Annotated in this window: 8 protein-coding genes; all 8 read left to right on the top strand. The window is 63.5% G+C overall.

Annotation, left to right across the window (positions count from 1 at the left end):
* Positions 1–145 precede the first annotated feature (145 nt).
* The 8 genes from H4I97_RS02745 (at position 146) to H4I97_RS02710 (ending at position 12,842) form a co-directional block, all read left to right on the top strand.
* Entirely contained in the window at positions 146–2,608 is a 2,463-nt protein-coding gene (locus tag H4I97_RS02745; RefSeq protein ID WP_182306425.1) for a glycogen/starch/alpha-glucan phosphorylase, read from the top strand.
* Positions 2,608–4,821 (top strand): 1,4-alpha-glucan branching protein GlgB, encoded by a 2,214-nt coding sequence (gene glgB / locus H4I97_RS02740; RefSeq protein WP_182306424.1) that lies wholly within the window; start codon positions 2,608–2,610, stop codon positions 4,819–4,821. The genes H4I97_RS02745 and glgB overlap by 1 nt, the downstream gene beginning before the upstream one ends.
* Before the next feature lie 15 nt (positions 4,822–4,836).
* The gene (glgC, locus tag H4I97_RS02735; RefSeq protein WP_182306423.1) at positions 4,837–6,105 is read left to right on the top strand and encodes a glucose-1-phosphate adenylyltransferase; all 1,269 of its coding nucleotides are present in this window, start codon (positions 4,837–4,839) and stop codon (positions 6,103–6,105) included.
* Entirely contained in the window at positions 6,105–7,544 is a 1,440-nt protein-coding gene (glgA, locus tag H4I97_RS02730; RefSeq protein WP_182306422.1) for a glycogen synthase GlgA, read from the top strand. The genes glgC and glgA overlap by 1 nt, the downstream gene beginning before the upstream one ends.
* Before the next feature lie 4 nt (positions 7,545–7,548).
* On the top strand, positions 7,549–9,180 hold the full coding sequence (locus H4I97_RS02725) for an alpha-D-glucose phosphate-specific phosphoglucomutase (protein ID WP_182306421.1): 1,632 nt from the start codon (positions 7,549–7,551) through the stop codon (positions 9,178–9,180).
* Between the two features lie 11 nt (positions 9,181–9,191).
* A complete protein-coding gene (glgX, locus tag H4I97_RS02720) occupies positions 9,192–11,156 on the top strand; it encodes a glycogen debranching protein GlgX (protein ID WP_182306420.1) in 1,965 nt (654 codons plus the stop codon).
* Positions 11,157–11,295: 139 nt separating this feature from the next.
* Positions 11,296–11,784, top strand: a complete 489-nt coding sequence (locus tag H4I97_RS02715; protein ID WP_182306419.1) for a MaoC family dehydratase — start codon at positions 11,296–11,298, stop codon at positions 11,782–11,784.
* A 2-nt stretch (positions 11,785–11,786) separates the two neighbouring features.
* Positions 11,787–12,842, top strand: a complete 1,056-nt coding sequence (locus H4I97_RS02710; protein ID WP_182306418.1) for a DUF2332 domain-containing protein — start codon at positions 11,787–11,789, stop codon at positions 12,840–12,842.
* Position 12,843 lies beyond the last annotated feature (1 nt).

Below are 12,843 nucleotides of genomic sequence, written 5' to 3'. Positions count from 1 at the left end.
CCGTGAGCGGGGCAGCCATTTGCGCGCTTGCGAAATTCGTCTGTTGCACGTGCTTGAGAACGATGCGTAAACTGACATCGGCAACCCTTTGTGGTTGCCGTCCCGCGCAAGGTTTCAACGCAACGAGAGAAGTGCTGGCGAAAACATGACGAAGCCCAAAGGCAATGCCGATCTGCTGCAACCGACACCCCGCATCTCCAGCCCCGATGTTCTTGCCGCGGAAATTATCGAGCACCTGACCTATGGGATCGGCAAGGACGCCAAGGTCGCAACGCCGCACGACTGGCTCACCGCGACCATTCTGGCGATCCGCGGACGCATCATCGACAAATGGATGGACTCGACGCGAGAGACCTACAGGACGAACGGCAAGCGCGTCTATTATCTTTCACTCGAGTTCCTGATCGGTCGCCTGATGCGCGACGCGGTTTCGAACCTTGGATTGATGGACGAGGTCCGCGAGGCACTCGTCTCCCTCGGCGTCGACTTCGACATCATCGCCGAACTGGAGCCGGACGCAGCGCTCGGCAACGGCGGCCTCGGACGGCTCGCCGCCTGTTTCATGGAATCGATGGCGACCGTCGACATTCCCGCTTACGGCTACGGCATCCGTTATGTTCACGGGCTCTTCCGTCAGCAGATGGCGGACGGCTGGCAGGTCGAGCTTCCCGAGACCTGGCTCGCCCACGGCAATCCGTGGGAATTCGAACGCCGCGAAAGCTCTTATGAAATCGGTTTCGGAGGGGCGGTCGAAACGAACGGCGGGCCCGACGAGCCGCGCCGCTATGTCTGGAAGCCCGCCGAGCGGGTCATTGCGACCGGCTACGACACACCGGTCGTCGGCTGGCGCGGCGCGCGCGTCAACACGCTGCGCCTCTGGTCCGCCCAGCCGATCGACCCGATCCTTCTCGACGCGTTCAACGCCGGCGACCACATCGGCGCGCTGCGCGAGAGCAACAAGGCCGAAACGCTGACGCGCGTGCTTTATCCAGCAGACGCGACGCCGGCCGGGCAGGAACTGCGCCTGCGCCAGGAGTATTTCTTCTGCTCCGCTTCGCTGCAGGACATTCTGCGACGGCATCTCCAGCAGGGAAATTCTCTCGTCTCGCTGCCGGACAAGGTGGCAATCCAGCTGAACGACACGCATCCGGCCGTCTCCGTCGCCGAACTGATGCGCCTTCTCTGCGACATGCACGGACTGGACTTCGACCAGGCCTGGGAGATTACCTGGCGGACCTTCTCCTATACCAACCATACGCTTCTGCCGGAGGCACTGGAGAGCTGGCCGGTACCGCTCTTCGAACGCCTGCTGCCGCGCCACATGCAACTCGTCTACGAGATCAACGCCAAGGTGCTGCTCGATGCACGCCGCAGCCGGCATTTCAGCGATCAGGAGATCGCCCACATATCGCTGATCGACGAGAGCGGCAGCCGCCGCGTGCGCATGGGCAATCTCGCCTTCATGGCCTCGCACAGCGTCAACGGCGTCTCCGCCCTCCACACAGAGCTGATGAAACAGACGGTGTTCGCTGATCTTCACAAGCTCTATCCCGACCGCATTAACAACAAGACGAACGGCATCACGCCACGCCGCTGGCTGATGCAGTGCAATCCCGGCCTGACCAACCTCGTGGCCGAGACGATCGGTCCTGATTTCAAGGATGACGTCGAAAAGCTCCGGCCGCTCGACGCCTTTGCCGACGATCGCGCTTTCCAGGAGAAGTTCGCGGCGATCAAACGCGCGAACAAGGAGCGGCTTTCCAATCTGGTGCTGAGCCGCATGGGCGTCCGCATCGACCCTTCGGCGCTCTTCGACATCCAGATCAAGCGCATTCACGAATACAAGCGGCAGTTGCTCAACATCATCGAGGCGATCTCGCTTTACGACCAGATCCGCTCCCATCCCGAACGGGACTGGGTGCCGCGGGTGAAGCTGCTCGCCGGCAAGGCGGCGCCGAGCTACCACAATGCCAAACTGATCATCAAACTGGCGAACGACGTCGCCCGCGTAATCAACAACGACCCTTCCGTGCGCGGCCTCCTGAAGGTGGTGTTCATCCCCAACTACAACGTTTCACTGGCCGAAATCATGGTGCCGGCGGCAGATCTCTCCGAGCAGATCTCGACGGCCGGCATGGAGGCGTCGGGAACCGGAAACATGAAGTTCGCGTTGAACGGGGCGCTCACCATCGGCACGCTCGATGGTGCCAATGTCGAGATGCTTGAACACGTCGGAGAGGAAAACATCGTGATCTTCGGAATGACCGCCGACGAGGTCGCAGCCGCCCGCTCTGACGGCCATAACCCACGGGCGATCATCGAATCGTCGCCGGAACTCGCCCAGGCCCTTTCGGCGATTTCCGCCGGGGTTTTCTCCCCCGACGACCGCGACCGCTTCTCCGACCTGGTCGACGGTCTGTACCAGCACGACTGGTTCATGGTCGCCGCCGACTTCGACGCCTATGCGAAAGCGCAGCGCCAGGTCGACGCGATCTGGACTGATCCTTCTGCCTGGTACGCCAAGACGATCCGCAACACTGCCCGCATGGGTTGGTTCTCCTCTGACCGCACGATCAGGCAATACACCGCGGACATCTGGAGAGCCTGATGACAAAAGCGCCGAAGAAGGTCAGGGAACCCGACAAGGCGGATCAGGTCTCCGCCTCCGAAATCGAGGCAATCGTCAAGAGCAGGCACGAGGATCCCTTCGCCCTCCTCGGCGTCCATGAGACAAAAGCGGGTTTCCGGGCGCGCTGCTTCGTTCCGGGAGCGGAGGCGATCGAGGCATTCGCGCTCGACGGCACGCCGATCGGAACCCTGGCCTGCCTGCATCCGGCGGGCTTTTTTGACGGGCCTGTTTCCATCACCACATTTCAGCCCATCCGCTATCGCGCCGCACGGGGCGACGCCGAATGGATGGTCACCGATCCCTACAGCTTCTGGCCGGTACTCGGCCCCATGGACGACTACCTGCTGAAGGAAGGCTCGCATCTGCGCCTGTTCGACAAGATGGGTGCCCATCCGATGCGTCATCAGGGCGTCGACGGCTTCCACTTCGCCGTCTGGGCACCGAATGCGCAGCGCGTTTCCGTCGTCGGCGACTTCAACGATTGGGACGGGCGCCGGCACGTGATGCGGCTGCGCCGCGACACCGGCATATGGGAAATCTTCGCGCCCGACGTCCGGCCGGGATCGGCCTACAAGTTCGAGATCATCGGCAAGCAGGGCGAGCTTCTGCCGTTGAAGGCAGATCCCTATGCCCGAAAGGCCGAGTTGCGCCCGAAGAACGCGTCGATCACGGCCGCCGAACTCGACCAGACATGGGACGACGAACCGCACCGCAAGCACTGGGCTTCGGTCGACAAGCGGCGCCAGCCGATGAGCATCTACGAGGTGCATCCGGGATCATGGCAGCGCCGCGACGACGGCGGCATGCTGAGCTGGGACGAACTTGCCGAACGGCTGATCCCCTATTGCGTCGACATGGGCTTCACCCACATCGAGTTCCTGCCGGTTTCCGAACATCCCTACGATCCCTCCTGGGGATACCAGACGACCGGGCTCTATGCGCCGACGGCACGGTTCGGGGAGCCGGAAGGCTTCGCCCGCTTCGTCAACGGCTGCCACAAGGTTGGGCTCGGCGTCATCCTCGACTGGGTGCCGGCGCATTTTCCGACCGATGCCCACGGGCTTCGCTGGTTCGACGGCACGGCACTCTACGAGCACGAGGATCCGCGGCAGGGTTTTCACCCGGACTGGAACACGGCCATCTACAATTTCGGCCGCGTCGAGGTTCTCTCCTATCTCGTCAACAACGCGCTCTACTGGGCCGAGAAGTTTCATGTCGACGGGCTTCGCGTCGATGCGGTCGCCTCGATGCTCTACCTCGACTATTCCCGCAAGGAAGGCGAGTGGGTCCCGAACGAGTATGGCGGCCGTGAGAACCTCGAGGCGGTGCGCTTCCTCCAGAAGATGAACACCCACGTCTACGGCAGCCATCCAGAGGTCATGACCATCGCGGAAGAATCCACGTCCTGGCCGAAGGTCTCGCAGCCGGTGCATGAAGGTGGCCTCGGCTTCGGCTTCAAGTGGAACATGGGTTTCATGCACGACACGCTGAGCTATTTCTCGCGCGAGCCCGTGCACCGGAAGTTCCACCATCAGGAAATCACCTTCGGGCTGCTCTATGCTTTCTCGGAAAACTTCGTTCTGCCCATTTCCCATGACGAGGTGGTGCACGGCAAAGGCTCGATGATCGCCAAGATGCCGGGCGACGACTGGCAGAAATTCGCCAACCTGCGCACCTATTACGCTTTCATGTGGGGCTATCCGGGCAAGAAGCTCCTCTTCATGGGCCAGGAATTCGCCCAATGGAGCGAGTGGAGCGAGGCGCGCGCCCTCGACTGGAACCTCCTGCAATACGCCCTCCACGAGGGGATGCGGCGGCTGGTCCGTGACCTCAACCTGACCTACCGCGCCAAGCCGGCGCTTCATGCGCGCGACTGCGAGGGCGACGGTTTCGAATGGCTGATCGCCGACGATCAGGACCGATCCGTCTTTGCCTGGCTGCGCAGGGCGCCGGGCGAAAAGCCGGTCGCCGTCATCGCGAACCTGACGCCGGTCTATCATGAACGCTTTCCCGTGCCGCTGTCGATCGCCGGGCGGTGGCGCGAAATCCTGAATACAGACGCCGAGATCTATGGCGGCAGCGGCAAGGGGAACGGTGGCAGGGTGACCGCCGAGCGCACCCCGGACGGACATATAACCGCGACGCTGTCCCTGCCACCGCTCGCCGTCATCATGCTCGAACCAGAAAACTGACGCGGGAGGGGAACCATGCAGGAAAGAAGAACACAGCCTCTGGCGCGCGACGCCATGGCCTATGTACTTGCGGGCGGACGGGGGAGCCGCCTCAAGGAACTAACCGACCGGCGCGCCAAGCCGGCCGTCTATTTCGGGGGAAAGACCCGCATCATCGACTTTGCGCTCTCCAATGCGCTGAATTCCGGTATCCGCCGCATCGGGGTCGCCACCCAGTACAAGGCGCATTCGCTGATCCGGCATCTGCAGCGGGGCTGGAACTTCTTCCGCCCGGAACGAAACGAGAGCTTCGACATCCTGCCGGCGAGCCAGCGCGTCTCCGAGACGCAGTGGTATGAAGGAACCGCCGACGCGGTCTACCAGAACATCGACATCATCGAGCCCTACGGCCCGGAATACATGGTGATCCTTGCCGGCGACCACATCTACAAGATGGACTACGAATTGATGCTGCAGCAGCACGTCGATTCCGGCGCCGATGTCACGATCGGCTGCCTCGAAGTGCCACGCGCGGAGGCGAGCGCCTTCGGCGTCATGCACGTCAACGAGAAGGACGAGATCATCGCCTTCATCGAGAAGCCCGCCGACCCGCCGGGCATTCCCGGCAAGGAGGATTTTTCGCTCGCCTCGATGGGCATCTACGTCTTCCACACGCGTTTCCTGATGGAGTGCCTGCGGCGCGACGCCGAGGATCCGAAATCGAGCCGCGACTTCGGCAAGGACATCATCCCCTACATCGTCGAGAACGGTAAGGCGGTCGCCCACCGCTTCGCGCGCTCCTGCGTGCGCTCGGAAGGCGAGCATACGCCCTACTGGCGCGACGTCGGGACGATCGACGCCTACTGGCAGGCGAATATCGACCTGACCGACGTGGTTCCGGAACTCGACATCTACGACAAGTCCTGGCCGATCTGGAGTTATGCGGAGGTCACGCCGCCCGCCAAGTTCGTGCACGACGACGAGGGACGCCGCGGCTCCGCCATCTCGTCGCTGGTTTCGGGCGACTGCATCATCTCCGGCTCCTCGCTCCACAAGAGCCTTCTCTTCACCGGCGTGCGCGCCAATTCCTATTCGCGACTCGAGGGTGCGATCGTGCTGCCGCGGGTGGTGATCGGCCGCCACGCGCGGCTGACCAACGTCATCATCGACCACGGGGTGGTGATCCCCGAGGGTCTCGTGGTCGGCGAGGACCCGGAACTCGACGCACGGCGCTTCCGTCGGTCGGAAAACGGCGTCTGCCTGATCACCCAGACCATGCTGGACAAACTCGAAGCGGGAAGCTGATGAAAGTTCTTTCGGTTACGTCCGAGCTCTATCCCTTGGTCAAGACCGGAGGGCTTGCCGACGTTGCCGGCGCCCTGCCGCTGGCGCTGATGGCGCATGAGATCGAGATGAAGACGCTGGTGCCGGGTTATCCGGCGGTCATGCGCGTCATCGGCAAGGCAGAGGAACGGCTCGTTCTTCCCGACGTCTTCGGCGTCGAGGCGCGCGTGCTGGAGGTGAAACACCAGGGCCTCGATCTCCTCGTGCTCGATGCCCCTGCCCTGTTCGACCGCACCGGCGGACCGTATCTCGACCAGAACGGCGCGGACTACGGCGACAACTGGAAGCGCTTCGCCCTCCTCTCGAAGATCGGCGCCGAGATCGCCGCCGGCGCGATCGAGGGCTGGCAGCCCGATCTGGTGCACGCCCACGACTGGCAGGCGGCGCTGACGCCGCTCTACATGCGCCATTCGGCAGCGGCCGGCACGCCCTCGGTTATCACCATCCACAACATGGCTTTCCAGGGCCAGTTCTCCTCCGACCTCTTCGCCCATCTCGGCCTGCCGGACCCCGCCTACATGGATTCGCTCGAATATTACGGGCGTGTGAGCTACCTGAAGGGCGGACTGACATCCGCCGCCGCAATCACCACGGTCAGCCCTTCCTATGCCGAGGAAATCCTCACGCCGGAGTTCGGCATGGGGCTCGAAGGCGTGATCGCGAGCCGCGTGGAGGATTTGTACGGCATCGTCAACGGGATCGACGCGAGCGTCTGGAACCCGGCGAGCGATCCACTGCTCGTCGAAAACTACACGGCGGCGTCCCTGCGCAAGCGGGCGGCGAACCGCGCGGCGGTGGCAAACCATTTCGGCCTCGATGACGACGACGGCCCGATCTTCTGCGTCGTCTCCCGGCTCACCTGGCAGAAGGGCATGGATCTTCTCGCCGAAGTCATCGACGACATCGTCGCTGCCGGCGGAAAGCTCGCGGTGCTTGGCACGGGCGATGCCGCGCTTGAAGGCGCCATGCGCGCCGCAGCCGGTCGCCACAACCGGCGCGTCGGCGTCATCATCGGCTACGACGAGCAGCTTTCCCACCTCATGCAGGGAGGGGCAGACGCAATCCTCGTCCCTTCCCGCTTCGAGCCCTGCGGGCTCACCCAGCTCTATGCGCTCCGTTACGGCTGCGTGCCTGTGGTCGCGCGGACGGGTGGCCTCGCCGACACGGTCATCGATGCGAACGAAGCCGCTCTTGGCGCGCGGGCCGCCACAGGCGTGCAGTTTTCTCCGATCAACGCCGATGGGCTGCGGCAGGGCCTGCGGCGCGCGATCCGCCTTTACGGCGACGCCAAACTTTGGACCCAGATTCAGAAGCAGGGTATGAAATCAGACGTATCCTGGGGCAAGAGCGCCGAGCGGTATGCGGACCTCTACCAACGCCTCGTTCAGAAAGGCCATTGATTATATGATTAAAACCGTTGCGACAAAACCTTACGGCGACCAGAAGCCCGGCACCTCCGGCCTGCGCAAGAAGGTTCCTGTTTTCCAGCAGGAGAATTACGCGCAGAACTTCATCCAGTCGATCTTCGACTCGCTCGAGGATTTCGAGGGCAAGACGCTGGTGATCGGCGGCGACGGGCGCTACTTCAATCGCGAGGTCATCCAGATCGCAATCAAGATGGCGGCGGCCAACGGTTTCGGCAAGGTCATGGTCGGCAGGGGCGGCATCCTTTCGACGCCCGCCGCCTCGAACCTCATCCGCAAATACAAGGCGTTTGGCGGCATCATCCTTTCGGCCAGCCACAATCCCGGTGGCCCGACCGAAGACTTTGGCATCAAGTACAATACCGGCAACGGCGGGCCGGCGCCGGAGAAGATCACCGACGCGATCTATGAGCGCTCCAAGGTCATCGACAGCTACAAGATCTTCGACGCTCCCGATCTCGACCTCGACGGCATCGCCACGCTGACTCTCGGCGACATGACCATCGAAATCATCGATCCGGTGGCCGACTATGCCGAACTGATGGAAGAACTCTTCGACTTCCCCGCGATCCGCAATCTCTTCAGCCTCGGCTTCCAGATGGTCTTCGACGCGATGAGCGCGGTGACCGGCCCCTACGCAAAAGAGATCATCGAGCGGCGTCTCGGCGCGCCGGAAGGCACGGTTCGCAACTTCACGCCGCTGCCGGACTTCGGCGGCCACCATCCCGACCCGAATCTCGTCCACGCGAAGGATCTCTACGACGAGATGATGGGCGGTGAAGACGCCCCCGACTTCGGCGCGGCCTCCGACGGTGACGGCGACCGCAACCTGATCATCGGCCGCGGCATCTTCGTCACCCCCTCCGACAGCCTCGCGGTGCTTGCCGCCAACGCCCAGCTCGCCCCCGGCTATTCCGACGGCATCGCCGGGATCGCCCGTTCGATGCCGACCAGCATGGCCGCCGACAAGGTCGCCGAGAAGCGCGGCATCGGGATGTACGAGACGCCGACCGGATGGAAGTTCTTCGGAAACCTGCTCGACGCCGGCAAGGTGACGATCTGCGGCGAGGAGAGCGCGGGTACCGGCTCCGATCACGTGCGGGAGAAGGACGGCCTCTGGGCCGTGCTGCTTTGGCTCAACATCCTCGCGGTCCGTGGCGAGAGCGTCGAGGACATCGTCAACCAGCATTGGGCGACCTACGGCCGCAACTATTATTCCCGTCACGACTACGAAGACGTGGATTCCGATGCCGCGAACGGTCTGATGGCGGCGCTGCGCGAGAAACTGTCCGCGCTTCCCGGAACGAAGATCGGCGACCTCATCGTGGCGACGGCCGACGATTTCGCTTACCACGACCCGATCGATCAGTCGGTCTCCAAGAACCAGGGCATCCGCGTGCTGTTCGAAGGCGGCTCGCGTGTCGTCTTCCGCCTCTCGGGCACCGGTACCTCGGGGGCCACGCTGCGCGTCTACATTGAGCGTTACGAGCCGGACGCCAACCGCCACAATCTCGAAACCCAGGCAGCGCTGGCCGATCTCATCGCTGCCGCGGAGACCCTTGCCGACATCCGGGTACGCACCGGGCGCGACACACCGACCGTGATCACCTGAGGCAAATATCGATGACCAGCTTTCCGTCCGGTGGCGTCGCGCTGACGGCGAAGGGATGCGATTTCGCCGTGTGGTCGCACCATGCGGAACGCGTGGAACTCTGCCTTTTCGACTCGGCCGGCGACGTGGAAATCTGCCGCTTGCCGATGACTCGCGACCAGAACGGACATCATCGCCTGCATGTCGAGGGTGTCCGGCCGGGCACCCGCTACGGCTATCGCGCCCATGGGCGCTATGTTCCCGATCAGGGCGACTGGTTCGACCCGTCGAAGCTTCTGGTCGATCCGTACGCCAAGGAGATCGACCGCCCGTTCAGGCAGGATCCCCGCCTCGGCGTCTTCGGGGAAAACACCGATTCGCTCGTCCCGAAGGCGATCGTCACCGAAGACGTGGCGGTCACGCGCAAGCCGCCGCTCTTCGCGCCCGGCGGTTTTATCTACGAAGTTCCGGTCAGGGCTTTCACGATGCTCCACCCGGACGTGCCGGAGCACCAGCGCGGCACGATCGCTGCACTTGCCCATCCAACCGTCCTCTCGCACCTGAAGAGGCTGAAAGTCGACGCGGTCGAGCTGATGCCGATCGTCGCCTGGCTCGACGAGCGCCATCTCGGGCCGCTCGGCCTCGTCAACGGCTGGGGCTACAATCCCGTTGCCATGATGGCGATCGATCCGCGTCTTGCGCCCAGCGGCGTCGCCGAGCTTCGCAACACCGTCGCAGCACTCCACGCCGAAGGAATCGGCGTGATCCTCGACGTCGTCTTCAACCATACGGGAGAAGGCGACAGGCATGGCGGCACGCTATCGCTGCGCGGCCTCGACAATCTCTCCTGCTATCGCCATCTGCCGGACAATCCGGGCGTGCTCGTCAACGACACCGGCTGCGGCAACACGCTCGCCTGTGACCACGTCTACGTTCGCCGGCTGATCCTCGACAGCCTGCGCCATTTCGTGCTGCATGCCGGCGTCGACGGCTTCCGCTTCGACCTCGCGCCCATTCTCGGCCGCACGGCGCGCGGTTTCCACACCACCGCCCGCACCCTGCACGCCATTGCTTGCGATAGCGTGCTCGCCGACCGGGTCCTGATCGCCGAGCCGTGGGACGTCGGGCCGGGCGGTTACCAGCTCGGCAACTTTCCGCAACCGTACCTCGAATGGAACGACAGGGCGCGCGACACCGTCCGGCGTTTCTGGCGGGGAGACGATCATATGCGCGGCGCCTTCGCGACCGCGCTGGCCGGCTCGCAGGACGTCCTTGCCCGGCATGGGGAGTCGGTCTCGCGGACGGTTAATTTCATCGCCGCCCATGACGGTTTCACTCTTCTCGATCTCGTCTCCCATACCCACAAGCGCAACGGCCGCAACGGCGAGAACAACCACGACGGCCATGACGAGAATTTCTCCTGGAACAACGGTGCCGAGGGGGCGACGGATGATCCGGAGATCGTCCAGCGCCGCCGCCACGACGTCGCCGCGCTCATTTCGACACTGTTCTCCATGCGCGGCACGATCATGCTGACGGCCGGCGACGAGGGCGGGCGAACCCAGCACGGCAACAACAACGCCTATTGCCAGGACAACGAAATCACCTGGATCGACTGGCAGGCGATGGATCGCGGCCTCGTCAATCACACGGCCGTCGCCTCCGCACTGCGCAAGCGCTTCGACGTTTTCTCCGGCACCGGCTTCTTCACCGGCGAGAACGGCGATGTCGAGTGGATGAATGCCGCCGGCGAGCCGAACACCATTCCCGACTGGGAGGAAGCGGAAGGCGCGACGCTCTCGATGATCCTGAAGACCCGTGACCGGGAAACCGGACATGACGTCCGCATCGCCATCCTTTTCAACCGGGCGCAGCGCCCGCGTCATTTCGTGCTGCCGCAGACACCCGGCCTCGTGTGGCACAATCCCTTTTCCGGCGAGAAGCTCACCTCTATCATGCTGCAGCCGCGAACAGTGGCCTTGTTCATCGAGTACTAGATCAAATTGACTGGCATTGGTCCGGTGTCCGCTACACGCTATGAAAGAAGATATACTGTGGCTGGTGATATCGCTCTGCGGAACGCCGGCATCCAAACGACAAAGGTATTTCAGACAATGAAAAATTCAGTGAGGACCCATGCCGCGTGAGATTTCACTTTCGGATGTCGCGGGGCTCGTCGGGCAGGAAATCGGCCTTTCCGACTGGATCACCGTCGACCAGTCGATGATCGACGCCTTTGCCGGTGCGACGAACGACCACCAGTTCATCCATGTCGACCCGGCACGCGCCGCAGCCGAATCGCCCTTCGGCGGAACGATCGCCCACGGCTTCCTCACCTTGTCGCTGCTCTCGACGATGAACTACGACTGCCTGCCGGTCATCCGCGAGCAGACCATGGGCATCAACTACGGCTTCGACCGCATCCGCTTCATGTCGCCGGTCAAATGCGGCAAACGGATCCGCGGCCATTTCGTCCTGACCGAGGCGCGCTTCCGCGGCGCCGGCATGATGATGACGACCTACGACATCAGCATCGAAATCGAAAACGAACGCAAGCCGGCGCTGACCGCTACCTGGATCACCATCGTGCAGTTCGATCCGAAGGACCGACCGGAAGGAGTCTGACGATGGAGAAGCCGGAAGTCATCAGGCGATCCTTCCTGCGGCAGGCACAATCCTGCGACGACCTCGGCTCTCCCTTTACCGCCCGGCTCTGCCGGCTGGCGGCATTGCGGCTCGACATGCAGACGACAGTCGGCAGCCGCATCCTCAACTGGGCCGGGGACCCGTCTTCGTCGCGCGACGCGCTCGCACTGCGTCTTGCCGGCTCCCTGCACGCACTGGTGCTCTCCGGCAGGGCACCCTCCCTCGCCGCAACTTACCCGCCCCACGCTGTCGATGACGACGCGCTGTGGGCCGCCTGCGAGGCGGCGTTCCGAAAGCACGAAGCGTTCATTCTGGAGCGACTGAAATCTGCACCGCAGACCAACGAGGTTCGCCGTTCCGCTGCCTTGTTGCCAGGCTTCCTGACCATCGCCGCCTTGACCGGCAAGCCGCTCGTGCTCTCGGAAATCGGGGCGAGCGCCGGGCTGAACCTGCAATGGGACCGTTACCGCCACCGTCTCGGCAATTCCGTCTGGGGACCGGACTCGACGGTCGTGCTCGAACCGGACTGGCAGGGTGACGCGCCGCCGACTGCCGACCTTTCCGTCCTCGACCGCGCGGGCTGCGATCTCAATCCGCTCGATCCCTCCTCCACCGAGGACCGCCTGCGGCTTGCCTCCTACATCTGGGCAGATCAGACGGACCGGCTGGAGCGCACGCGCAATGCGCTCAAAATAGCTCGAAGCAACGGCCTCACGGTCGAGCGCGCAGATGCCATCGACTGGCTACGACGGCGGCTCGCCGTCCCTCGGCGGGCGGCCGCGCACGTGATCTATCACACCATCGCATGGCAGTACCTGCCGGAAACCTTGAAGGAAGAAGGCGAAACATTGATCCGCAAGGCAGGACGGGAAGCGTCGGATGAGGCACCGCTCGCCCGGTTGCAACTCGAGGCTGACGGCAAGCCCGACGGGGCGGCATTGACGCTTGAAATCTGGCCGTCAGGCGAACGCCGGGAGATTGGCCGTGCAGACTTCCACGGCCGCTGGATCAAATGGAAAGGCTGGGCAGGCCTCTGAG

It is taken from the genome of Ciceribacter thiooxidans, assembly GCF_014126615.1.
In the GTDB taxonomy this organism is placed as follows: Bacteria; Pseudomonadota; Alphaproteobacteria; order Rhizobiales; family Rhizobiaceae; genus Allorhizobium; species Allorhizobium thiooxidans.
This window is presented reverse-complemented; position numbering and strand designations above follow the sequence as displayed.